This window comes from Halomonas sp. hl-4 (assembly GCF_900215475.1).
Classification (GTDB): Bacteria; Pseudomonadota; Gammaproteobacteria; order Pseudomonadales; family Halomonadaceae; genus Vreelandella.
Window position 1 is genome coordinate 3,864,075 of record NZ_LT907845.1, and the last position, 23,462, is coordinate 3,887,536.

Sequence of the window (23,462 nt, forward strand, 5' to 3'; positions counted from 1 at the left end):
TTAAGCCGCCTCCGACGTTGTATGAGAAGAGTGTTTAGAAGAGGGTCCAGAAGGATCAGGGAGCAGTTGAGATGCCGCTTCACGTAGCACCTCGACATCCGCGGCGCCGAACAGCAGCGCCTGACGACAGGCACTCAGGTCGTTCCCCGCCAGCGCCTGCTCGAAGTACCAGGGGCCGTGTTGGGTGTCGCCATAGAGCACGGCTCCTTCAATGCGGCCGTCGCGCAGTAATAAGCGCCGGTAGTCGCCCCGTTGTGGGTCGTGGTAGCGAAGCTCGTCATGCTCGGGCGAGGCCTCGGTAGGGCCAAACGCGAAAAGCGAAACGCCGCTGACTTTGAGCTTGGTAGCGGTGGGTGCCTCGCGGTAGCCGTCGCCCGCGTCGCCACAAAGCACCGCTGCCAATACCTTGACCTGATGCCAAATGGGCTCGACCAGCCCATAGGTGTGCTGCTCAAACTGGCAGCATTCGCCCAGGGCAAAAATATGCGGGTCGGAGGTGGTGAGATGGCGGTCGACCTTGATCGCACGGTCGGTGGTGAGCCCTGCTGATTGCCCCAATTCGGCGTTGGGGGTGATGCCAGCGGCGATAATCACGCTGTCGGCAGGCAGTCGACGTCCGTCATTCAGCACGGCAGCGCAGACGCGGCCGGTAGGGTCGCCTTCGAGTTTTGCCAACTGCGCTTGGGTGACAATGTTGAGCCCGCGCTCAACGAGTGAGGCTTTCAGCAGGTTGGCGGCGGTGGCGTCCAACTGGCGGTTCATTAGCCGGTCGCTGCGCTGTAAAACGCTAACGTCTAGCCCCTGGCCGCGTTTGCGTAACCCCTCGGCGGCTTCCAGACCCAGCAGGCCACCGCCAATTACCAGCGCATGGCCGCCCTGTTGGGCAATGGCTTCAAGCGCAGCGGCGTCGTCTAAATCACGAAAACCGTGCACGCCATCTAGCGCTATGCCCGGCACCTTGGGAAGCGTCGGACGCGAGCCGGTGGCCAGCACGAGGCGATCATAGCGTATGGTGTGCCCGCCATCGGTTGTCAGTGTACGGTTCTCACGATCGATGGTTTCGACGCGCTCGCCGAGACGTAGCGAGATACCGTTTTCCCGGTACCAGTCAGCGTCGCGCAGGGTTAGCGCATTGTGCTGCATGTCGCCAGCTAACAGTGGGGAGAGCAGAATGCGATTGTAGGCGGGCACCGGCTCTTCCCCAATCACGGTAATTACCTTAGGGCGTTGGGGGGCATTGACCAGGGCTTCCACCAATCGGTGACTGGCCATGCCGTTGCCGATAATGACCAAGTGGTCATCGAGTGAGCACCGGGGAAAGGTTTCCATGGGTGGCTCCTATTCATCTTGCGTGATAGCGATTTGCTCCAAACAAAAACGCCCCTGACACATGCGCTTCCTGCAAGCAGGATGAACAAGGTCAGGGGCGTCGTTGCCCGGTAACGTTGGTTAACGCGTGGCCGCCGCCATTGGCCGCCAACAAGTTATATACTCAATAGCTGCAAATCGACGGCCAATCCTGGGATATTGTTTTTTTTGCTTTATTTTTCATGTCTTTGAATAGAAATTTATAAGAACCTGGTTAGACACTTCCCCGAGCCTATGCACGCTGTTGGTGCGCATGGGGTGTTGGATTGCACTCTCAGCACACAAGCGCGGGGCGTCAGCGGCGTAGCAAATGTCTGAGATGGGCTGTGGTTTTTATTTAAAATATTGTTTTTTAATAATTATTTGTGATTTTTTTGAATAACGGCTTAGCGTTTGCAGTTAACCAAGTACAAGGAACAATCGCGCATTGTATTGCGTTCATTAAAAGCAATGGCAGCGAATAACCCCAAGAAAGCCGTTAAACAATAAGTAGCCGTTAAAAAATACGTTTGGCACCTTTGACGGTGCTCGCTGTGGCAACGACGTCCAGCCTGCTGATCGACTTTTGCGAATTCTGCGCAAGCGATTAGCAGCCTGGGCGTTTTTTTATGGGCGGCGTTTGCAATCTGCCAAGGAGTGATCATGCATCAAGCCAAAACGACCTGTCCCTACTGTGGTGTCGGCTGCGGCGTTAACGCGACCGTGGCGGATAACGGCAAGCTGAGCGCTGTGGAGGGCGACCTTGAGCACCCCGCCAATTATGGGCGGCTGTGCGTAAAAGGCTCGGCGCTGCACGAAACGCTAGGTGATCAAGGCCGCCTAACACGCCCCCGCGTGGATGGCGAGGAGGTCTCGTGGGATCAGGCATTAAGCGCTACCGCCGACCGGTTAACCAGATTGCGCAATGAGCACGGTCATCACTGTGTGGCAGCGTATCTCTCCGGCCAGTTACTGACAGAAGACTATTACGTTGCCAATAAACTGTTTAAAGGCTTTTTGGGCACGCCGCATCTGGATACCAATTCGCGGCTGTGCATGGCTTCGGCGGTGGCAGGATACAAGCGCGCCTTCGGTGCCGATGCGGTGCCCTGCAACTATGAAGATCTGGAAGAGGCCGAACTGGTCGTGTTGGTAGGCTCCAACCTAGCCTGGAACCACCCGGTGCTCTACCAGCGCATCAAGGTCGCCAAAGAGCGTAACCCGTTGATGCGTGTGGTGGTGATCGATCCGCGGGTGACTGATAGCTGCGAGATAGCCGACCTTTACCTGGGCATCAAACCCGGCAGCGACGCGGTACTGTTTAACGGGCTTTTGGCATGGATGGCGGCCAAGCGCAAGCTGGACCACGTCTACCTGGAGCGTCACACCCAGGGGTTTGACGAGGCATTAAAGACTGCGCAACAAACGGTGGGCTCCATCGTCGAGGTCGCGGCAGCCTGCGATGTGGATGTCGAGCGTCTGGAAACCTTTTATTACTGGTTTGCCAGCCAGCTACACGTGGTGACGCTGTATTCCCAAGGGGTCAACCAGTCTTCAAGCGGTACCGATAAGTGCAATGCGATCATCAACTGCCACTTGGCGGGAGGCAAAATCGGCCTGCCCGGCGCAGGGCCGTTCTCGGTCACCGGCCAGCCCAATGCCATGGGCGGGCGCGAAGTGGGCGGCTTGGCCAACCAGCTAGCCGCGCACATGGATTACGATACCCCCGGCGCGCGTGACTTAGTCACCCGTTTTTGGGCTACCGATAACTTGGTGCCCGAACTGCCAGATGGCCCCGGCTACAAAGCCGTTGAGCTGTTTGACGCCATTGAGCGCGGCGAAATTAAAGCGCTATGGGTGATGGCCACCAACCCTGCGATAAGCCTGCCCGATGCGGCCCACGTGCGCGCGGCGCTTGCAAAATGCCCGCTGGTGATTGTCTCGGAGTGTGCGGCGCATACCGATCTGCTGCCCTACGCCGATATTGTGCTGCCGGCTTCCGGGTGGTCTGAGAAAGACGGCACGGTGACTAATTCCGAGCGGCGTATCTCTCGCCAACGTGGCATGTTGCCGCCACCCGGTGAGGCTCGCCACGACTGGCAAATCATCTGCGATGTTGCCAAGCGGCTAGGGTTTACAGAGGCGTTTGATTACGCTCACCCGAGCCAAATATTTGACGAGCACGCACGCCTTTCCGGCTTTGAAAACGCCAGTACCACACAACGGCTATTCGATATTTCGGGGCTTGCCGGGCTGGGCCGTGACGGTTATGACGCGCTTGCCCCGATTCAATGGCCGGTAAATATCCAGGCCCCTAAAGGTACAGCGCGCTTATTTGAGAATGGCCAGTTTGCCACGCCCGATGGACGCGCCAAGCTACTGCCGATTACCCCGCGGGGGCCCGAGCAAGCGCTCAGCCCAGCGTATCCGCTGCGTCTCAACACCGGGCGAATACGCGACCAGTGGCACACCATGACGCGCACCGCCCGTTCGCCGCGGTTGATGAACCACCGCGCCGAGCCGTTTATCGATGTACACCCTGACGACGCTGCCGAGGCGGGTATTAGAGATCAATCACTTGCCGTTTTATCTGCCGCGACGGGTAAGTACCTGGCACGCGCCAGAGTATCTAAGGCTCAGCGACGCGGCGAAGTATTCGTACCTATTCACTGGACCGACTGTTTCAGCCAAAATGCGCGCAGCAGCGCGTTGATTCAGCGTATTATGGACCCGATTTCCGGCCAGCCTGAAGCCAAGCACGGAGCAGTGGCGCTGGTGCCATTAACGCCTGCCTGGGAGGCAACGTTGCTGGTTGCCGACCACGCTAGCGCTATGCCAACGGGGCACCCTGCGTGGTGCGAAAGCGACTACTGGACCCGTATCCCCATGCGCGGCTGCCAACGCTGGCAACTGGCAGGTGCGACGGCCGTCAACGATTGGTTTGCCTCACTGGCGGCGTGGCTGCCCACGTCGCCAGCGCTTTGGTGCGAAGACGTCGCCACGGGTGGCCTGCGCGCGGCAGGTGTGGAAAATGGCCAGCTTAAGTGGTGGTTGATGGTAGGTCCGCCCAATGAACTACCTGGGCTCGCTTGGCTGGAAGCGCGTTTTAACGACGCCCACATCGACGATACCCATCGTCGGCGTTTGTTAGCGGGCTGCGATGACGGTGCGGCGGATACCGGCCCGGTTATCTGTAGCTGTCATCAGGTAGGTCAAACCGCTATTGTTGAGGCCATTCGGGGAGGCGATACCAGCGTTGAAGCGTTGGGCGCACGCCTTGCCTGCGGCACCCAGTGCGGCAGTTGCATTCCCGAATTGAAATCGTTACTTGAAGAGGAGCGCCCCAATGCGCGCGCTAAGCAAAATTCCGCTTATGAAATGGTGTAATGCCTTGGCGCGGCTCGTGAACCGTCTAGATCCAAGCCGTTCTAGGCTCGGAAGCGTCGCCCGCGATACCGCCGATCAGTTGCCGCATAAGGGCGATTGCCAGCCAGGGCATGTGTATCTGGTCGGCGCTGGCAGCGGCGATGTCGAGTTGCTGACGCTCAAGGCGGCGCGCCTGTTGTGCCAGGCAGACGCCGTGGTCTATGACCGGCTAGTGGGCGACGACGTGCTGGCGCTGATTCCCCGCGGTACCCAGCGCTATTATGTGGGCAAGGCAAGCGGACACCACAGCATGCCTCAGGCCGAGATTGGCGCCCTGATGGTCAAGCTTGCCAGGGCGGGCAAGTCGGTGGTGCGTCTCAAAGGCGGTGATCCAGCTATTTTTGGCCGCATGGGCGAAGAGCTGGATGCGCTGGCTGCCGCTCAGCTACCTGCCACGATTGTCCCCGGGATTACCGCGGCCTCCTCAGCGGCGGCGTGCATGGGCATTCCGCTGACCGACCGCGGCCATGCCCAGCAGCTAAGGTTTGTGACTGCCCAGTTGTGCCGTGAAGACGGCACCCCGGATTGGTCGGCGCTTGCCCGGCGCGACGAAACCCTGGTGTTTTACATGGGGCTTTCCAAGGTTGACGCGATCTGTAGTGGTTTGCGTAGCGCGGGGCTGCCCGATGACTGGCCGATTATGCTGGTGGCCAACGCCAGCCAGCCGGACCAGCAGTCGTTAGTGGGTACGCTCGCTGATATGCCCAGCATGCTCGCGGCGCAACCACTGCCGTCACCCTGTGTCATCGTCGTCGGCAGCGTGGTAACGCGCGTAGCGACAAGCCCTGCGGCTCTCGAAATCAATAAAGCCTTTTGCTGAGTATGGCAACGCTGAGCATTTCCCTGGGCCAGTGCTCTGATAAAGGCCGTAAGCCGAGCAACCAGGACTTTTACGGGGCCTATCTGCCCGACGACGCCCAGCGGCGTCATAAGGGCATTGCCATTGCGTTGGCCGACGGCATCAGCAGCAGCACGGTGAGCCGTGAGGCAAGCGAAGCGGTGGTAGGTGGCTTTCTTGGTGATTATTACGCCACGCCAGCTTCCTGGAGCGTTAAAAATGCGGCCCAGCGTGTGCTCCAGGCCACCAATGCGTGGCTGTATGCGCAAACCCGGCAGAGCCAATACCGCTACGATATGGACCGCGGCTATGTCTGCACGCTGAGCGCCATGGTGATTAAATCGGCCACGGCGCATCTGTTTCATGTCGGCGATAGCCGTATTTACCAGTTGGCGGGCAGTTCGCTGGAACCACTGACCGAAGACCATCGCTTTTGGGCCTCTCGGGAGACCAGCCATCTAACGCGCGCCATGGGGGCAAGTCAGCATTTAGAGCTTGATTATCGTGCCGTATCGCTCAGCGAAGGCGATGTGTTTTTGTTGACCACCGATGGTGTTTACGAATGGCTGTCTCCCCACGCCATGGCTTTGATCATTCAAGACAATGCCACCGATCTGGACGCGGCTGCCCGGGCGTTGGTGAACGCGGCGCTTGAGAAAGGCAGCGATGACAACCTGACTGCTCAACTGGTGCGCATCGACACGCTGCCCGACCGGGACGCTGATGAGCTTTACAATGTGCTTGGTGGACTATCCTCACCGCCTGAGCTTCGCCCCAATAGCGAGCTTGACGGCCTGCGCATTATACGCCCGTTGCACGCCAGTGCCCGTAGCCATGTATATTTGGCGCACGACCCGGAAAGCGATCAGCACGTCGTGGTGAAAACGCTATCCACGGAGCTGGCCGAAGACGCTGCCAGCGTCGAGCGTTTCGTGCGTGAGGAATGGATCGCCCGGCGCATCAACAACCCCCATGTGCTTTCCGCGCCCGAACAGCGAAAGCCCCGCCGTTACCTGTACAGCGTCTGGGCATATATCGACGGTCAAACCCTGACCCAGTGGATGCGTGACCACCCTGAGCCGGATCTGGCCGAGGTCCGTGGCATTATCGAGCAGGTGGCCAAAGGCTTGCGCGCCTTTCATCGCCTGGAAATGCTCCATCAGGATGTACGCCCGGACAATATCATGATCGACCATCACGGCACGGCGCGTTTGATTGATTTTGGCGCCGTTCGGGTCGCGGGAATTGCCGAAGCAGACGCGGCCGCTGGGGAGGATATTCTCGGCACGGCGCAATACACGGCACCGGAGTATTTTCTGGGCGAAGGGGGCTCTGAAAGGTCTGACCTGTATTCCCTAGCGGTGATCGCCTACCAGATGCTGACCGGCACGCTGCCTTACGGTACTGAAGTGGCCAAAACCCGAACCCGGGCAGCACAGCGCAAGCTCGCCTACCAGTCCGCGCTCAACGAAGACCGTGCACTGCCCGCCTGGGTGGACGAGGTTCTAAAAAAAGCGCTGCATCCTAACCCCCAACATCGCTATCCTGCGCTTTCGGAATTTATCTTCGAGCTGCGCTCGCCAAGCCCAGGCACTTTGAAGCAATCGAGGCCACCGCTATTAGAGCGTGACCCGGTGCGATTTTGGCAATGGCTATGCGTGCTGCTGGGCCTTATTATCATCGCGTTAATCGCTAACATGCCTCAGTAAGTCGTGAGTTTGAGGTAGGCCTGGACGCCGTAAAGCACCCGCTGCCATTCGGACAGGATGTTTTGGTATTCATCTGCTTCCAGGGTGTAATCACCCCCTTCGTTATGCCACAGCATCAGGAAGTAGTCATCGACCTCGCGCATCACGTCGGCATCGTTGGGGCCTGATATCATCAGGCTGGCCTCGAGGTTGTAGTTATCCAGATTGCGGCTGGTGAAGTTGGTCGAGCCGCTGATGATCGTGCTCTGATTAGCCTGACGGAGCATCATCATCTTGGGGTGGAACTCCTCGACCTCGACGTCATACCAACGCACGCGCACCTCGCCGTCGGTATTTTCCATGAGCTCCTCAACCACTGGGCGGTTAGGTAAACCGGATTTTTTACGGCCAAACGCCTTTTTATTTGGGTCGAGAATCAAGGAAACTTGCGCCCGCCGCCGTGCTGCGTCGGTCAGCGCATTAACCACTTCGCGGTCAGCGAGGTAGTACATGGCCAGCCACAATTCGTCGTCTTCGCCGGCCTGCTCAATGGTGTCGAGCACGTTGTGAAGCGTTTGCCTTTCAGTAGTGTACTGAAGGCTTAATTCCCCGGTGGCAGGTTCCTCTGGCGGTGTGTAGCTGGGCAATTGAATACCGCTGTCGCCCAGATCAATCACTGCCTGCTCGGCGTGGAGCAGGTCGGCGATGATCGGCCCATCGATTTCAAACGCGACGTTCTCATGAAAGCCGGATTCATCGTGGGCATTGGCGGAGGCGACCAGCGCCGTTCGCTCGGTGATAACCACTTTGCGGTGATTGGCCTTGATATTGAACATATCCAGGTAGCCGCCTAGGTTGAACTTGGGCCCCTTCTCTAAAAACGGGTTGGGCCACCACTCACCGCCCAAGTCGCCCAACCACTGCGGCCCCATGCGCCAAAGCGATGAATAGACTGGCGTTGAATCGCGCAGCGGCGTCAGGTTGGAGATCACCACGTCGATGTCAGCGTCGCGCAGGCGGTCGAGCCATTCGGCGGGGTAGGAGCCGTAGCCTGAGTTGATCGCGTCGCTGATAAACACAATTGGCATATCGGGATTGGCGTCGCGTTTGCGAACTAGCTGATCAACAAGGTTATCGCTCAACTGCGGGTAATCTTCGGAGGGATCATTGACCAAGCCATTGACCATGAAATTATCGATCACGATAAAGTCATCGGCGCGTTCGATCATACGCTCGACCTGGTCAAAAATTTCCTGGTCCACGTGCCGTTCGTCATCGGCGTGGTGCGTCAGGTCGCGGAAGAACTCAACATTGTCAGTTTGGTAAACCGGGCTGGCGTGGGAAATGCCTGGTGGCAACGGCTTTAGCTGATGGTACGCCATGAGGGTGAAATAGAAGGTGAGTAAGACCAAAACCACAACGCCCAGACGTCGTAACCAACGAACAAATTGTTTAAAGAATGTCACCCGAATCCCCAACCCAAGAATGTGACAGCAACATCGTTGCTGAGCGTGTCATTAAAGATAGTGGGTTCGGGGGCGTGCGCAATGAAAAGTGTTGAATCAGCAAGGGCTACTGATAACCCTTGGCCTGAAGTCGAAACAGCTTCGCATAGCGGCCGTCTGCCGCGAGCAATTCCCCGTGGGTGCCGCGTTCGATGATGTGGCCCTGATCGATCACCAGAATGAGATCGGCGCTGCGCACGGTGGAAAAGCGGTGGGAGATCAGAATCGCCATCTTGTCCCGGCTGTGCTCGCGGAAGCGGGCGAATACTGCGGCCTCCGCGGCGGCATCCATGGCGGCGGTGGGTTCATCCAGCACGATGATGTCGGCGTTCTCGCGCATGTAGGCGCGGGAAAGGGCGATTTTCTGCCACTGGCCGCCGGATAGCTCCTGGCCGTTTTTGAACCAACGGCCCAACTGGGTCTGGTAGCCGCTGGCCATGGCGCTGATGAAATCATCCGCCATGCCGTGCCGAGCGGCTTGCTGCCAGCGCTGCTCATCCTCATAGGCATGGGTGTCGCCGACGCCCAGATTTTCACCCACCTGTAACTGGTAACGCACAAAGTCCTGGAAAATAACGCCGGTGCGTTCGCGTAGCGCCTGGGTGCTCCAGTCGCGCAAATCGCTGCCGTCGAGCAATATCCGGCCTTCGGTGGGGTGATAGAGCCGTGTTAACAGCTTGATCAAGGTCGTTTTACCCGAGCCGTTTTCACCTACCAGCGCCAAACTCTGCCCAGGAGACAAGTGCAGGGAAATATCGTGTAAGACCGGCGCACTCCCAGGGTAGGCGAAGCTGACATTCTCAAAGCGCAGGCCGTCGCCGGGCAGTACGCCCTGGGTCAGATTGCCCGGAGCGGTCTCGACCGGCTGCTCCAGATACTCATAAAGGTTGGAAAGATAGAGGTTGTCTTCGTACATGCCGCTGATCGCGGTCAGGCTGGCGGAAAGCGCGGCCTGGCCCTGCTTGAAGACCATCAGGTACATGGTCATCTGGCCGAGGGTCAGCGCGCCGGTAATCGTTTCAATCACCACCCAGGCATAGGCCGCGTAAAAGGTAAGCGTGCCAAGCAACCCCAGTACAAAGCCCCAGCTTTCCCGGCGCAGCGTCAGACTACGGTCTTCGGCAAACAGTTGGGTAAAAATATCGCGGTAGCGCTTGAGGAAAAGCTTCTCCAGGCCAAACAGCTTGACCTCTTTTATGCTGTCTTCCCGGGCGAGCACGGTTTCCAGATAAATTTGCATGCGGCTTTGTGGCGAGCGTCGGCGAAACAAGCGAAAGCCATCCCCCGAAAACTTGGCTTCCGACATAAACACCGGCAGGGCACCGGCCACTAAAATCAGCAATGCCCAGGGTGAGAACTGCACCAGTAAGACCCCAAAGCTGCCCAGCGAGATCGCGTTCTGTAATAGCCCAAAGGTTTTATTCACCAGGGCGAGAGGGCGCGTTGAGGCCTCGCGCCGCGCCCGGGTTAGCTGGTCATAGAGCTCGGAATCCTCGAACTGGCTAAGCGACAGCTGGCCCGCCTTCTCCAGGATCATCACATTGACCTTTTGCCCCAGTAGTGCCCGCAGCAGCGACTGCTGAGCCGACAGGCCTCGTTGGGCGAGCGCGATAAGCGCAATGATAAGCGCCTCGAAGGCCACCAGTTTGAGCACCGGCGTGATGGACACCAGCAGGTTGGGGTCGGTGGCTGCTTGATGCGTGTCCATCGCATTGACCACGCCATCGACGATCAACTGGCCGACCCAGGCCGCCACGGCGGGCAGCACCCCGGCGACCAGCGTGCACAGCGCCAGGCCAAGCATCATCCAGCGCGAGGTCTCCCACACCAGGCCGAGCGCCCGGCGGCTATAGCGGAAGACACCAAAAAAGCTGCTGAGCGGCGATGACGAAGAAGCATCGGGGGACGAGGGTGGCGACATAATAGAACGGGCAAGGACCTAGCAGACACGGAGGGTCATGATGCGATGGTTAACCGTGGATAGCCAGTTCAACCCAGAAAAAGCCCGTCATCAGCAGAGAATTAGCCACCCAACCGCCGATTGCCTGCAACGGCAATACGGCGGAGAGGCAGTGTTAGGAGTGAGATATTACCAGGGAAGTACAGCCCCATCGGTGCGTGGCTCGGTGCCGCCTTGGAGCACGCCGGTGTCAGCATCGCGCAGAATGATTTGGCCACGGCCAAAGCTGATGGAATCGGCAACCTTGACGATGTTGTGGCCACGCCGGGCCAGGGCAAGCGCTAAGTGATTGGGGAAATCGGCTTCGACTTCGATGGTCTTGCCGTTAGTCCACTTCCAGCGCGGCACATCGAGCGCCGCCTGAGGGTTGAGTTGATCTTCTAGCATTGCCGTCACCACTTGCACATGGCCTTGGGGCTGCATGTAGCCGCCCATCACACCAAAGGGCCCAACGGCCTGGTTATCCTTGGTAATAAACCCCGGGATGATGGTGTGGTAGGTGCGCTTGCCGGGGGCCAGCGCATTAGGGTGCTGCGGGTCGAGTGAGAACGACCAGCCGCGGTTTTGCAGGCTGATGCCGGTATTCGGTACCACCATGCCCGAACCAAAGCCTTTGAAGTTGCTTTGAATCAGCGACACCATATTGCCGTCGCTGTCGGCAGTGGCGAGATACACGGTGCCACCCTTGATCGGGTTGCCGTGCTTGGGGTCAACGGCCTGCTCGCCGATCAGCGAGGCACGTGATTTTAAGTAATCATCGTCCAGCATCTGATCAACAGTGGGGCGCATGGCATCCAGATCGGTAACGTGCGCGAAGCCATCAACGTAAGCCAGTTTGGTGGCTTCAATACGACGGTGGAGCGTCTCGACCGGGTCTGATCCTGCTTCGCCCAAATGCTCAAGCATACCCAGCGCTTGCAGCACGATCATGCCGCTGCCGTTGGGAGGGATTTCCCAGATGTCGTGGCCTTTGTATTTCACGCTAATCGGATCGACCCACTCCGGCTGGTAAGCCGCAAGATCTTCCTTGCGTAACAGGCCGCCACTTTCGCGGGAAAACGCATCAATGGCGTCGGCCAGTTCGCCTTTGTAAAACGCGTTGGCGTGGGTGTCAGCAATCGCTTTTAGGCTTTTTGCATGACCTTCAGACCGCCAAAGCTCACCGGGCTGCGGCGCTCTCCCTTCGGGTGCAAAGGTGTCGAACCAGGGTTTAAAGGAGGCGTCTTCATAGGCGGAGTAGTTAGTAAAGGCGTCCTTCCACATTTGATGGATGACGGGAGAAACGGGGAAGCCTTCATCGGCCAAGGCGATGGCCGGGGCTAACAACTCAGCAAACGGCAGCTTGCCGAAGCGCTCAGACAATGCCGCCCATGCAGCGGGAGCACCGGGAACCGTGACAGGCAACATGCCGTGGTTGGGTATCGCGTCATGGCCTAGTGCTTTGAGCTTTTCAATGGTTGCCGCTTGAGGCGCAGGCCCACTGGCATTCAGGCCATGCAGCTTACCGTTTACCCACACAATGGCGAAGGCATCGCTGCCAATCCCGTTGGACGTGGGTTCGACCACCGTCAACGCTGCCGCTGTGGCAATGGCGGCGTCAATGGCATTACCGCCTTGTTGCAAAATAGTGATACCCACCTGCGCCGCCAATGGCTGAGAGGTCGCCACCATGCCACGTTTACCGAACGTTGCCATACGTCGCGAGGCGCTGGGGTAGTAGAGTGCATCGTGTTGCATATCAGAGTCCTTTTAACGATCAAACGTTTTCTTGTTGGGCCGCCTGTTTTAAACGCCGTATCTTTCGATCCTGATAGAGAGAAAACAGGATGGAGGCGATGGCCAGTGCCAAGAAAAGAGCCGAGAGAGGGCGGGTTAAGAATGTTAGCCAGCTGTCATTGAGTTCCAGGGCACGAAATAGCTGCCGCTCAAGGTTTTCGCCAAGTACGACGCCCAGTATCAGCGGTGTAAGAGGCACCTCGGCTTTCCAAAGTAGGTAGCCAATAACGCCAAAAATAAACAGCACCCAAATATCAAACAGGTTGTTATTCAGGGCATAAGCGCCAATGGCACACAGCATTAACACAACGGGAACGAGGATCTGTTGGGGGATCAACGATATCTTGGCGAACCAGCGCACCAGTAGCAGGTTACATAGCACCATGACCACCGCACCAATCAGCAGGCTGGCGTAAATGGCACCCACCAATACCGGGTTTTGTTCAAACATCATCGGCCCCGGCGTAATGCCGTGGAGAATCAGTACGCCCATCATGATCGCCATGGGAAGATCCCCAGGGATGCCGAGTGCCAGTGTGGGGACAAAGGCACCGCCCGCCACCGCGCTGTTGGACGCTTCCGAAGCAACGATGCCGCTAGGCGTACCCGTGCCAAATTCTTCCGGATGACGAGAGAACTTCTTGGCTTGGTCGTAGCTTAAAAAGTTAGCCACCGTGCCGCCAGTACCTGGCAATGCACCGACTAAACTGCCTATTAATGAAGAGCGTAGGGTATTTAGCTTTTGCCCCGCCATGTCCTTGATAATTTGGCCGTAGGGAATGGTGACATTGGTGTCGACTTTTTTAGCGTCGTGACCTTCATCTTTTATTTTTTCAATGTTTCCAAGTAACTGAGAAAAAGCAAAAATACCAATCATGACCGGTAGAATTTCAAACCCTGAACCCAAGGCAGGTAGGCCAAAATCAAAGCGAAGGTTGCTGTTTCGATCATAGCCAACGGTGGTGATCAATAGCCCTATGGCGGCGGCTAGCAGGCCTTTGAGTAGCGCACCATTGGATAGCCCCGCGACCAGCGTTAGCGCGAATACAATCAGCGCGGTGATTTCCCAGGGGCGAAAGTTCATGCTGAAGCTGGCAATTAACGGTCCGAAAAAGACCAGTACCGCCACGCTGATGATGGTGCCGAGAAAGGAAGACGCTACGCCGATACCCAGGGCACGGCCCGGCTCGCCTTTTTGCGCCATGGGGTAGCCGTCATAGACGGTGGTGATAGAGGAAGGCGTGCCGGGAATACCGAGCATGACGCCGGATACGATCCCGCCAGAGTACCCCCCAACAAACACCCCGACCATCAACGACACACCGCTAACGGGGTCCATGGCAAAGGTGAACGGAAACACTACCAGGATCGCCATGGTGACCGTAAAGCCGGGAATGCTGCCGCCGATGATACCGAACAGCACGCCGATAAGTATGAGGCCCAAAACCGATGGTGAGCCCACCTCAGTGAGGGCTTGGAGAAAAAAGTTCGTCATTATTGACTCCACGGATTAGGGCAGCCAGACATTCAGGCCATAGCGGAAAATCACAAATATCGCGATAGCCAAGGTGCAACTGATCGTGAGGTTCATCACCCACTTGCGACGTGTATCAATGCCCATGAGTAGCGCAAAAGAGGTGATAAGAAAGCCTATAGTGGCAGCGATATAGCCCACTAACGGAAGGAGTGCTGCATAAAGTCCAAACAGTATAAAGAGTGCAAGTATGGTACGTCGACGTTGAAACCATTCGTTGATGCGGGTGCCCAGCCCCGCCTGTTCAGGCACTTTTACCAATAGGGAACGCACTAAAATCAATAGTGACAACAGCCCAATCACGACCAATAAAATACGCGGAAAAAGTGCTGACCCATAAGGCTGCCAAGCGGTAGGTGGGCGGATATCACCCGATGCGATCCACATGACCGCAACAATAAGCAATAGCGCCAACGCCAAGGCGCGGTCTTTGGTTAGGGTTAGCATGATAGAAGCCTCCCGGCCTCCCTGGCCTTGAATTAGGGCCAGGGAGGACGTCATCAGTTCTGGAATTCAATGTTTTCAGCGGCGGCTGAAAGGGCGGCTTCGTTGTCTTCAAGGAACTCGTGATAGTCCTCGCCGGCAAGAAACTGCACCACAGAGCCAAATTCATTTTCGATACGGCTCTGTACTTCTTCATTTTCCAGTGCTTCGCCGTAGGCGTCGGCGATGGTATCGATTACCTCCTGCGGCGTCCCTTTCGGTGCGAAAATGCCACGGCTGGTGGAGTGATCCATTTCGATACCTTGTTCACGCAGCGTTTCGACATCGGGCATGCTTTCAAGACGCTCAGGGTGGGCAATGCCTAAAGGTCGGAAGCTACCATCTTCGTAGAAAGAACCTCCAGAAGGCAGATTGAACATGGCGAAGTCGACTTCCTCTGCCATTAAAGCAGACACTTGTTCACCAGTGTCGGGGTAGCCGACAAGCCTGACGTCGTCCATATCAATACCTGCCTCCTGGAAAAATTGCGCCCAGAAAAAGTGATCGGTTGAACCGGGGATCATGCTAAAGCGCACTTCGCCAGGGTTCTCACTCACATAATCGGCAATTTCGTCCGCACTTTGGACAGTGTGATCTGAGTGAGCCGTGGGAATATTGATGGTCTGTGTCAGCAGGGCAACAGGTTCAAAGGCGTCGTAGGAATAGTCAACGGTGCCTGCAAGCTTTGATAGGGCAATAGTGTCGTGGCTGCCGAGTACCGTATAGCCATCTGGGTCGGCATCTTTCACATCACGAGACCCGAGAGTTGCCCCTGCGCCTGCCATGTTAACGGGCACAATAGACTCGCCAAGCGTTTTTTCCGCTTCCTGAGAAATGAGGCGGAAAATGATATCAGTGGCACCACCAGGGCCGTAAGGAATGACCAGACGCACATCCTGTTCTGGATAGTCAGCGTGAGAGGTGGTGGCGATTGCCATGCTAGAGGCAAGTCCGATGGCTGTGAGGGTAGAGCGTAGAGTAAATTTTGAACGCGTCATTTTGCTACACCTTTGTGGTTAAGGTTGGTGTGATGATGGCCGTCATAACTGCGACGGTGTGGTGAGCGCGTGATCCCGTTAGGGTTTTTGTTTTCTGAGATAAAGCGGTTAATACTTTTTAGCCGAGAAGCAATCCTCCGTAAGCAAGTGCCCCCAATACCACGAAGGCGGGGTGGATATTGAATCTCACCAACGCAAGTGCCGCTATTGCGCCAATGATCAACGTGTGAACCGCGCCGCTTGAATGCACGCTCTCTAGCAGAAAGCCTAGGGTTAGCCAGGCCATCATCATGGCGATGACCGGGCGAACCCATTGGCTCATGCGTTTGACCCGCGGCGATTCGCGATGGCGATACAGCAGGCCAAGGGCACCGAGCATCAGCAGTAGGGAAGGAATCACCGTGGCGGCTATGGCAACGAAGGCTCCGCCAAATCCTGCCACTTCGTAGCCGATATAACCGGCCATTTTGGTAGCAATAGGGCTGGGTAGCGCGTTGCCTAACGCTAGCGTTTCGGCAAAAGTTTGTGCCGACATCCAGTCATAACGGCCAACCACTTCGGCTTCAATCAGCGGAATGATCGCCGGCCCGCCGCCATAGCCGATAATGTTAGGAATAAAAAACGCCAAAAAGAGGTCCCAATAAATCATGCTGACCCCTTAACGGATTTTTCACGCGATGGACGCAGCAAGGCAGTGATCAGGATGGCTCCGATTACCCAGCCTGGGTGAACGCCTAGCCAATAAATGAGCCCGCCCGCCAACATGGCCATAATGGCGCTGGCGAGCCAACCTAAAGATGCTCGCGATTTTATAAAGAAATCCCATGTCAACTGCGCCATCATTACCATAACCACAGGTACCACTGCCTGACCCATGCCGCGAATCCAGGCAACGTCGCGGTAACGGCTAAAAATGCCTAACATGGCAATCATGGCGACAATCATGGGCAAAATAATGGCTACCAGGGCGGTCACACAGCCAGACACGCCACCAACGCGATACCCTACGTAACCGGGTAACTTGGTGGCGATGGGGCCGGGAAGGGTGTTGCCGATGGCAAGCACATCGGCAAATTCTTCATCGCTTAGCCAGCCGTGGCGGGTGACGACTTCGGCATGCACCAGCGGAATCATGGACGGGCCGCCGCCAAAGCCGAAAATGCCAATGCGAAAAAATGCCCAAAATAAAGGAGGTAGGTTCATGTGGACGGTTTCCATAGCCAATGTAAACGCAGCATGCGGAGGCCTTTATCGTTTGTCTGTTAAAAAATCGATTATCTTGTATAAAATAGACTATAGGCGAGTATTTCCAAAGGCGTCAACTTCTCCCGCGTAAGACGCGCTCGCTAACACCAAAAAGGACCTTTTATGAATCATCATCTCCAACCGGTCATCAGCACGGCTTCCAGTCGCATTTATGAGACGCTACGCCGTGATTTAGTCGGCGGACGTTTTACTGCGGGCGAGAAATTGGCGATCAACACGCTTAAAGAGCATTACAACGTCGGGTTAAGCCCGTTGCGCGAGGCGTTGAACAAGCTGGCTGCCTACGGGTTGTTGATTCAGGAGAACCAGCGTGGTTTTCGCGTGCCGACGTTATCGAGAAATGAGTTGGATGACATCGCCAATATGCGCTTAGAGCTCGAAGGCATGGCCTTTGAGCGCGCCATTCAGCATGGAGATGCAGTATGGGAAGCCGAATTGCTAGCGGCTGCTCATCGTCTGAAACGAGCGGACTTATCGCTGGATAAAGGCGAGGAATGGGAAGTCTTGCACAGCCAGTTTCATCGCACCCTCGTGGCGCCCTGCGGTTCGGTTTGGTTGCTGCGCTTCATCGAACAGTTACACGACCAGTTTGACCGCTACCGTCGGTTAGGCCCGAAAATGCCCACTGTAAGACAAACGCTCGATGATCAACACCACGAGCTGGTGGAGCTTGCCTTGCAGCGCGACAGCAAAGCCGCCCGGGCGCTAATGGACGACCATATTCACAAATCCTATCAGGTGGCGCTCAAGCGTTATCAGGAACACGCTTAAGTTGCGTGTGTGTAAACTAGAGCGCAACAACCGAGTAGGATGGAGAGCAGGCATGCAAGACGCAGATAACACGGTCATCGCGCGGACGTTGAGCTGGGTGAATCACTTTATTGTGGCGCATGATATATGTCCGTTTGCACGCCGAGAGTTGGCGCGCGATGCGGTACGCGTTGAAGTGGTGCGTTCTAAAAAAATTGAAGTAGCGCTAGAAGAGTTGATGGTCGAGGTGCACTGGTTAGACGAGCACCCGGAAACAGAGACCACGCTACTGGTGTTTCCCACGCTATTTAAAAGCTTCGATCACTATCTTGATTTTATTGAGCTCGCCGAAAGCATCCTAGTTGACCAGGGGTATGAAGGGATCTACCAGCTTGCTTCGTTTCATCCGGATTACTGTTTTGAAGACGCTGATGCTGACGATGCTGCTAACTATACCAACCGTTCACCTTATGCCATGGTGCACTTGCTGCGTGAAGAGAGCGTCGAAAAGGCGATTGATTACTATGGCGATACGGCGGCGATTCCCGATCGCAACGTGGCGCTGCTGAATGGCATGGGTACCGAGGCCGTGGAGCAATGTTGGCAACGCAGCTGCCGCGTCGACGATCAAGATTGATGAATCACTCGTTGGTGATTATCTTGAGGGTGGCTGCGCTTGGTGCGGATGAGTTTAATGCTAGGTGCTTAAAGTTCTTTATACATGACGTGGGTATCGACCTTGCCAAGTTGGGCGTGACGGTAAGCGTTAGGCACCGTACCCACAATGGCAAAGCCCAAACGCTGCCAAAGCGCTATTGCCACCTGATTGGTACTGACCACCGCGTTGAACTGCATGGCGCTGAATCCAAGCTTTTGCGCTAGCTGCTGTGAGTGTTCACACATGGCCCGGGCCACGCCTTTCCCGCGAGCCGCGGTGGCCACCATATAGCCGCAGTTACACACATGACTACCTGGCCCTGCGGCATTCGCCTTTAGGTAGTAGGTGCCGAGTATCGTCCCCGTTTCATCTTTGACCGAAAGCGTAGCGCGGGGCGTTTTACACCATAGCTGGTAGGCATCTTCGGCGCTTATATTCGGCTCTATGGCATAGGTTTCCTGGGCCGTGACAATGCCCTGAAAGGTTGGCCAAAATGTCATGAAGTCATCGTATGACATCGGGGTGAAGGTGAGCGTAGACATCGTCCTGGTTACCTGATGATTCGGGTCGGCTCGGCTGCCATGGGCAGCCGTTGGGCAAAAACGAGCGGCAATGGCGTGCTGTTATCGAGCTGCTTCAGCCACAATCTGATAGCTTCTTAGCCGGTCTTGGTGGTCATAGAAATCGCTATTGATCATCAATTCGTTGGCTCCCGTACGCGCTTGGAAATCCTTTAACTGAGCCTTGACGGTATCGGGGCCGCCGATAATCGCCGCGCCTAAAAATTGCTCTACCTGAGCGCGCTCCATGGGCGTCCAGTCCAACTGCTCCACCGGCGGCAGCGATACCGTGGGTTTGCCGCGTATCAGATTGAGAAACTTCTGCTGAGCCGTGGTCGCCAGATATTCCGCCATGGCATCGCTTTCTGCTGCGATTACCGGCAGCCCCACGGTGGCATAAGGAGCATCCAGATGGGCGGAGGGCTGGAAGTTATCACGGTACAAGCGCAACGCCTCAAACAAGTAGCCGGGGGCGAACTGGGCGGCAAAGGCAAAGGGCAAACCAAGCTTGGCGGCCAGCTGTGCGCTAAAGCCACTAGAGCCCAGCAGCCAAATCGGCACGTGGGTGCCCTGGCCGGGGACAGCTTTTACCCGCTGGTGAGGTGAAGCATCGGCCAGATAGCCACGTAGCTCGTTTAACTGGGCCGGAAAATCGTCAACGCCAGCGTGAGCATGGCGGCGCATTGCCTGCATCGTCGCGCCATCTGAGCCGGGCGCGCGGCCAAGCCCCAGGTCGATGCGCCCAGGGTAGAGCGTTTCCAGCGTGCCAAACTGTTCGGCTACCACCAGTGGTGGATGGTTGGGCAACATGATGCCGCCACTACCCACGCGAATGCGAGAGGTTTGCCCCGCGATATGGCCAATCAACACCGCTGTTGCAGCACTCGCGATGCCTTCAATGTTGTGGTGTTCGGCCAGCCAATAGCGGTGGTAACCCAGCTGTTCGGTTAACTGGGCGAGGGAAACGCTATCTTGGAAGGTTTCAGCAGCGCTACCGCCCTGACGAATCGGGGCGAGGTCCAATACGGATAGCGTGGTAGACGCTAGTTCGCTCATGCATCACCTGTAAAGCTGGAATGTGGGGCGGACTAATAACAGGTCGGCGGTTTCGTGCCGACTAATTATTAGCACGCTTGTTAATTACCCGTTATGCGGCCAGCAGCGATGAATTACAAGGCAAAGCAGCTACGAAACATGTTATTCCACTGGGGGAGTAGGGCGAATCAGAATTTCGTTGACGTCGACATGGGCAGGCTGCGATAGCGCGTAAATGACCGCATTGGCGATATCGCGGTCTTCCAGTGCATGCTCTGGGGGTTCGTCAAAGAAAGGGGTGTCGACCATGCCAGGTTCAATCAACGTGACGCGCATGCCGGTGCCGCGCAGCTCTTCACGCAGGTTATAGCCGATACCTGTGACGGCCCATTTGGTCGCGCTGTACATGGAGCCCGGAATGGTCGCACGGCCTGCGGCTGAGCCAGTTAACAGCACGTGACCTTTGCTGCGCTTGAGCGCCGGAAGGCACGCCTGAAGGGTCAAACCCACGCCATATACATTGGTTAGGATCATGTCTTTCCAACGTTCATGGTCGGCGCCGCTAAAGCCACCTGGCGTGCCACCACATCCTGCGTTGGCAAACACAGCATCAATCCTGCCAAAGGTTTCCAGCGCTTCGTCGACCATGGCGTGCTGTTCATCCATGTGGGTAACGTCTAGTTCGCAGGTCAGCACATTTTCTGGCCCAAGCTCCTGGGAAAGTGCGGTGAGTTTATCCGTTGAGCGGGCAGCTAAGACCAGCTTGTAGCCGTCTCTGGCAGCTGCTCGCGCCGTAGCAGCACCGATTCCACTGGAAGCTCCCGTGATAAGTAGTACGCCTTTATGCATCGTTTGCACTCCTTGCGATTAACCATAACTGCTTATTTAGGATGGCTAATCGAGCGAGGTTGTGCAAATCATAAGCCTGCAAACGAAAAGGTCAGGGTGTCAATGATCTACTTCTTTGCGTCTTAGCATGGTGGAGAGGTCAAGAATCGACTGCGCCATGTCGGCCATGCTTTTACTCTGGTTCATTGAAGTGGTGCGCAAAAAGCGGTAAGCCTCTTCTTCTGTCATGTTTTGGTGGGCCATGATAAGGCCTTTCGCCCGCTCAATTAGCTTGCGCTCACGCAGCGCTTTACGGGTGTTTTCCAGCTCGTCGCTCAGGCCCTGCAATCGGCTGGATTGTGCCTGGGTGAGTTCAATGAGCGACCGACCCAATGGTGAGTTAAGCGCACTGGCGGTCAAGTCACCCAAGGGCTCCGTGCTGCTCAACGCCAGCAGTTGCTCGCAAGGCGCTGGGGAAGTACTGCAGGGTTCCGTTTTGGCTTTTTCCAGTGCGGCGCTGGCTTGATGGGTCTTACAATGACACAGTGCGGTGAGCTGAGCGGTGAGGGCATCCTCCACGCTTTTAATGCTGTCGATGCGCAACGTGGTGAGTTCGTACCAAGTTTCACCCAGCGAATCCGGTGTCTCAGGGTGCGTGGTACGTTGGCAGGCAATATCCCGCAAATGGCCAATACCCGAGAGCGTGCGTGGCGACAACTCCTGCTGCCAGTGCTGCTGTGCCTCCGAGGAGGCAAATTCCTCAAAGGTAGCAAAGCAACGTTGCTGATCGTTGATTAACTGACTAAGCAGCGCACTATGCGCATCGTCAAAATACCCTTGGGTAAAGCCAAAGGCACCACAGGCGCGTTCCTGGCCGGCTAATTCTTTGCCCTGCATTAGATGGAAAATGGCCACCAGGGCGCGGGTTATATCGGGGTCAACGGCCGTATCGGCGGCTTCGAAGACAATTGCCAGCAAGCCGCTGGTCAACTGATTGAATGCTTGGGTCGCCGCATCGGGGGTTATCGCAAACGTATCGATGGCGTGGCGCAGCGCGCTGAGCTCATCCAGGGCGGACCACACCGTGGCAATCCGACGTAGTAGGCGTGCGGCAGCCTGGGGGCGGGCTTCCTGGCTTAACGCTTCCAGGCGACGTCGCATCATCGCTTCAGCGTCCTGGCTATGCTGCCGGTAAGTGGCGCGGCGTTCCTTAAAACGGGCGCCATGAGAAACTAAAAAAATCGTCGATGCCCCCCGTTCACGTTGCAACATGTGAATAAAGTGGCTGATGTCGCCGACAATTTCACACGTTGTCGCAAGGTGGGTCAGGTTATCGATATCGCAGCGTTTGGCGGTTAACAGTAGCTGTTGAGCTGAAGACATAATGCGATTCCTTTGTGCTCACCGCCATTAGCTGCGCACTTTCAGAGAAAGTGCGCAGTAGGCGCTTTAGCGTAACGATAGGGCACCGGCCCCGGTGTCGTCGCCCACCGCATCCTGGTAGGCGGCTGCCTCTTCGGCTTCTTGTGCATCGCTGAACCGTACCAGCAAGACACATGAGGCCAACGCCAGTACGGCCAAGCCCAGATAAAAGAGGCCTTGTTGATAGGTCAAGCTTTCACTACGAAACAAGAATGCAGCGGATACCGCCCCCACGTTACCCCCCGCACCGACGATGCCAGCGACAGCCCCGAGAGCCTTTTTATTGATGAAGGGGACCACGCCATAGGTAGCGCCTTCAGCCATCTGCACAAACAGGCTAAAGACCAGCATGATACCAATCGCCCAGCTCAGAATATGCATCTGTGAGAAAGCTAACAACGCGATGCCTTCGCAAATCAGCGCAATAAACAACCAGCGTACGCGACCCTTTAGCCCGCCTTGTTTGGCAAATAAGTCGGAAAATATGCCACCCAGAGTGCGTGCAAAAATATTCATCAAACCAAACAGTCCGGCAATCATACCGGCGGTGGCCAGTGTCAGCTCAAAATTATCAAAAAAGTAGATGGCGGCGATATTGTTGATCGTCAGTTCTACGCCAAAACAAAGGCCATACACCACAAACAACGCCCAAACCCGGATATCTTTCGCCGCTGCGGTAAAGCATTGAAGTGCGCCATGCTCGCCGCTGGCAGGCGGAAGTTCACCTCGAGCGCGAAGCTCGTCAAAATTGCCGTTTGGAGCATCCTGGGTAAATAGCCAATAGGCAATACCGGTGCAGAATAGCACTACGCCCGGCACGACCATGGCCAAACGCCAGCCTAGCGCTTCGTTAACACCCAACATTAACATGCCGGAAAAAATCAACGGCATAACGATCTGGGTGGTGCCGCCGCCTAGGTTGCCCCAACCAGCACTGGTGGCGTTAGCCGTGCCAACCACGTTGGGCGCAAACATGATAGAGGTGTGGTATTGGGTGATCACGAACGACGCACCGATGGCGCCGATGGCCAAACGCGCGATGAGAAAGCTTTCAAAGCTATCGGCCAGGCCAATGCCCATCACTGGAATTGAGCCAAGCAAGAGTAAGCCTGAATAGGTTTTGCGCGGCCCTAAACGGTCACACAGTACGCCAATTACCAAACGTACAATCACGGTGATCGCGACAGAAGCGATGATGGTGTTGCCGATTTGCGTCTGAGTAAGCGCTAAATCTTCCCGCACCACTGCCATGAGTGGGGCGATACCAAACCAGCCAAAAAAGCACAGGTGGAAAGCAAACCAGGAAAAGTGAAACGCGCGCATTTGCGGCGTAGAGAAATTGAGCAACCGAATGCGGTTGGCTTTATTGCGAATATCCATGGGATGGC

19 protein-coding genes are annotated in these 23,462 nt (G+C 56.4%); 5 read left to right on the forward strand and 14 right to left on the reverse strand.

What is annotated here, in order from left to right:
• Complete coding sequence (locus CPH17_RS18075; protein ID WP_074395588.1) at positions 1-1,329, reverse strand: NAD(P)/FAD-dependent oxidoreductase; 1,329 nt, start codon at positions 1,327-1,329, stop codon at positions 1-3.
• Positions 1,330-2,010: 681 nt separating this feature from the next.
• On the opposite strand from CPH17_RS18075, the gene CPH17_RS18080 reads away from it, so the two are divergent.
• From CPH17_RS18080 to CPH17_RS18090, 3 genes are read left to right on the forward strand one after another with little or no spacing between them, the layout of a single operon-like run.
• Positions 2,011-4,734, forward strand: a complete 2,724-nt coding sequence (locus tag CPH17_RS18080; protein ID WP_074395589.1) for a nitrate reductase — start codon at positions 2,011-2,013, stop codon at positions 4,732-4,734.
• Positions 4,694-5,593, forward strand: a complete 900-nt coding sequence (gene cobA / locus CPH17_RS18085; RefSeq protein WP_096300689.1) for a uroporphyrinogen-III C-methyltransferase — start codon at positions 4,694-4,696, stop codon at positions 5,591-5,593. Before CPH17_RS18080 ends, cobA begins: the two co-directional genes overlap by 41 nt.
• Before the next feature lie 2 nt (positions 5,594-5,595).
• Positions 5,596-7,320 carry a bifunctional protein-serine/threonine kinase/phosphatase gene (locus CPH17_RS18090; protein WP_096300691.1) on the forward strand — a complete coding sequence of 575 codons (1,725 nt, stop codon included), beginning with the start codon at positions 5,596-5,598 and terminating at the stop codon, positions 7,318-7,320.
• On the opposite strand, the gene CPH17_RS18095 is transcribed toward CPH17_RS18090, so the two are convergent.
• The 8 genes from CPH17_RS18095 to CPH17_RS18130 all read right to left on the reverse strand — a co-directional run bounded on the left by CPH17_RS18095 (position 7,314) and on the right by CPH17_RS18130 (position 16,758).
• Positions 7,314-8,765, reverse strand: coding sequence for a phospholipase D-like domain-containing protein (locus tag CPH17_RS18095; protein ID WP_096300693.1), 1,452 nt, complete (start codon positions 8,763-8,765; stop codon positions 7,314-7,316). The two genes, CPH17_RS18090 and CPH17_RS18095, sit on opposite strands and share 7 nt — an antisense overlap.
• 106 nt (positions 8,766-8,871) lie before the next feature.
• Positions 8,872-10,725 carry an ABC transporter ATP-binding protein gene (locus tag CPH17_RS18100; RefSeq protein ID WP_096300695.1) on the reverse strand — a complete coding sequence of 618 codons (1,854 nt, stop codon included), beginning with the start codon at positions 10,723-10,725 and terminating at the stop codon, positions 8,872-8,874.
• 168 nt (positions 10,726-10,893) lie between these two features.
• Positions 10,894-12,501 (reverse strand): gamma-glutamyltransferase family protein, encoded by a 1,608-nt coding sequence (locus tag CPH17_RS18105; RefSeq protein ID WP_096300697.1) that lies wholly within the window; start codon positions 12,499-12,501, stop codon positions 10,894-10,896.
• A 19-nt stretch (positions 12,502-12,520) separates the two neighbouring features.
• A complete protein-coding gene (locus CPH17_RS18110; protein ID WP_074395604.1) occupies positions 12,521-14,035 on the reverse strand; it encodes a tripartite tricarboxylate transporter permease in 1,515 nt (504 codons plus the stop codon).
• A gap of 15 nt (positions 14,036-14,050) precedes the next feature.
• Entirely contained in the window at positions 14,051-14,521 is a 471-nt protein-coding gene (locus CPH17_RS18115; RefSeq protein WP_074395608.1) for a tripartite tricarboxylate transporter TctB family protein, read from the reverse strand.
• A gap of 53 nt (positions 14,522-14,574) precedes the next feature.
• Entirely contained in the window at positions 14,575-15,555 is a 981-nt protein-coding gene (locus tag CPH17_RS18120) for a Bug family tripartite tricarboxylate transporter substrate binding protein (protein WP_231898051.1), read from the reverse strand.
• 118 nt (positions 15,556-15,673) lie between these two features.
• The gene (locus tag CPH17_RS18125) at positions 15,674-16,204 is read right to left on the reverse strand and encodes a chromate transporter (protein ID WP_096300699.1); all 531 of its coding nucleotides are present in this window, start codon (positions 16,202-16,204) and stop codon (positions 15,674-15,676) included.
• Complete coding sequence (locus CPH17_RS18130; protein ID WP_096300701.1) at positions 16,201-16,758, reverse strand: chromate transporter; 558 nt, start codon at positions 16,756-16,758, stop codon at positions 16,201-16,203. The genes CPH17_RS18125 and CPH17_RS18130 overlap by 4 nt, the downstream gene beginning before the upstream one ends.
• A 165-nt stretch (positions 16,759-16,923) precedes the next feature.
• Between CPH17_RS18130 and CPH17_RS18135 the strand changes: the two genes are divergently transcribed.
• Both CPH17_RS18135 and CPH17_RS18140 read left to right on the forward strand, forming a co-directional pair.
• Positions 16,924-17,592, forward strand: coding sequence for a GntR family transcriptional regulator (locus CPH17_RS18135; RefSeq protein ID WP_096300703.1), 669 nt, complete (start codon positions 16,924-16,926; stop codon positions 17,590-17,592).
• Positions 17,593-17,644: 52 nt separating this feature from the next.
• On the forward strand, positions 17,645-18,208 hold the full coding sequence (locus tag CPH17_RS18140; protein ID WP_096300705.1) for a DUF1415 domain-containing protein: 564 nt from the start codon (positions 17,645-17,647) through the stop codon (positions 18,206-18,208).
• A gap of 68 nt (positions 18,209-18,276) precedes the next feature.
• Here the strand turns inward: CPH17_RS18140 and CPH17_RS18145 are convergent, their stop codons facing one another.
• The 5 genes from CPH17_RS18145 to CPH17_RS18165 all read right to left on the reverse strand — a co-directional run bounded on the left by CPH17_RS18145 (position 18,277) and on the right by CPH17_RS18165 (position 23,454).
• Complete coding sequence (locus tag CPH17_RS18145) at positions 18,277-18,771, reverse strand: GNAT family N-acetyltransferase (protein WP_096300707.1); 495 nt, start codon at positions 18,769-18,771, stop codon at positions 18,277-18,279.
• Between the two features lie 81 nt (positions 18,772-18,852).
• A complete protein-coding gene (locus CPH17_RS18150) occupies positions 18,853-19,845 on the reverse strand; it encodes an LLM class flavin-dependent oxidoreductase (protein ID WP_096300709.1) in 993 nt (330 codons plus the stop codon).
• Between the two features lie 141 nt (positions 19,846-19,986).
• Positions 19,987-20,673, reverse strand: coding sequence for an SDR family oxidoreductase (locus CPH17_RS18155; RefSeq protein WP_096300711.1), 687 nt, complete (start codon positions 20,671-20,673; stop codon positions 19,987-19,989).
• A gap of 99 nt (positions 20,674-20,772) precedes the next feature.
• Positions 20,773-22,035, reverse strand: a complete 1,263-nt coding sequence (locus CPH17_RS18160) for a nitrate regulatory protein (RefSeq protein WP_096300713.1) — start codon at positions 22,033-22,035, stop codon at positions 20,773-20,775.
• Positions 22,036-22,101: 66 nt separating this feature from the next.
• Positions 22,102-23,454 carry a NarK family nitrate/nitrite MFS transporter gene (locus tag CPH17_RS18165; protein ID WP_096300715.1) on the reverse strand — a complete coding sequence of 451 codons (1,353 nt, stop codon included), beginning with the start codon at positions 23,452-23,454 and terminating at the stop codon, positions 22,102-22,104.
• Positions 23,455-23,462 lie beyond the last annotated feature (8 nt).

Coding starts and splice junctions, on each gene's coding strand:
- CPH17_RS18150 (WP_096300709.1), bottom strand. CDS start 19,845: ATGAGCGAACTAGCGTCTACCACGCTATCCGTATTGGACCTCGCCCCG.
- CPH17_RS18075 (WP_074395588.1), bottom strand. CDS start 1,329: ATGGAAACCTTTCCCCGGTGCTCACTCGATGACCACTTGGTCATTATC.
- CPH17_RS18125 (WP_096300699.1), bottom strand. CDS start 16,204: ATGATTTATTGGGACCTCTTTTTGGCGTTTTTTATTCCTAACATTATC.
- CPH17_RS18160 (WP_096300713.1), bottom strand. CDS start 22,035: ATGTCTTCAGCTCAACAGCTACTGTTAACCGCCAAACGCTGCGATATC.
- CPH17_RS18090 (WP_096300691.1), top strand. CDS start 5,596: ATGGCAACGCTGAGCATTTCCCTGGGCCAGTGCTCTGATAAAGGCCGT.
- CPH17_RS18100 (WP_096300695.1), bottom strand. CDS start 10,725: ATGTCGCCACCCTCGTCCCCCGATGCTTCTTCGTCATCGCCGCTCAGC.
- CPH17_RS18135 (WP_096300703.1), top strand. CDS start 16,924: ATGAATCATCATCTCCAACCGGTCATCAGCACGGCTTCCAGTCGCATT.
- CPH17_RS18110 (WP_074395604.1), bottom strand. CDS start 14,035: ATGACGAACTTTTTTCTCCAAGCCCTCACTGAGGTGGGCTCACCATCG.
- CPH17_RS18115 (WP_074395608.1), bottom strand. CDS start 14,521: ATGCTAACCCTAACCAAAGACCGCGCCTTGGCGTTGGCGCTATTGCTT.
- CPH17_RS18120 (WP_231898051.1), bottom strand. CDS start 15,555: ATGACGCGTTCAAAATTTACTCTACGCTCTACCCTCACAGCCATCGGA.
- CPH17_RS18130 (WP_096300701.1), bottom strand. CDS start 16,758: ATGAACCTACCTCCTTTATTTTGGGCATTTTTTCGCATTGGCATTTTC.
- cobA (WP_096300689.1), top strand. CDS start 4,694: ATGCGCGCGCTAAGCAAAATTCCGCTTATGAAATGGTGTAATGCCTTG.
- CPH17_RS18080 (WP_074395589.1), top strand. CDS start 2,011: ATGCATCAAGCCAAAACGACCTGTCCCTACTGTGGTGTCGGCTGCGGC.
- CPH17_RS18145 (WP_096300707.1), bottom strand. CDS start 18,771: ATGTCTACGCTCACCTTCACCCCGATGTCATACGATGACTTCATGACA.
- CPH17_RS18155 (WP_096300711.1), bottom strand. CDS start 20,673: ATGCATAAAGGCGTACTACTTATCACGGGAGCTTCCAGTGGAATCGGT.
- CPH17_RS18105 (WP_096300697.1), bottom strand. CDS start 12,501: ATGCAACACGATGCACTCTACTACCCCAGCGCCTCGCGACGTATGGCA.
- CPH17_RS18140 (WP_096300705.1), top strand. CDS start 17,645: ATGCAAGACGCAGATAACACGGTCATCGCGCGGACGTTGAGCTGGGTG.
- CPH17_RS18165 (WP_096300715.1), bottom strand. CDS start 23,454: ATGGATATTCGCAATAAAGCCAACCGCATTCGGTTGCTCAATTTCTCT.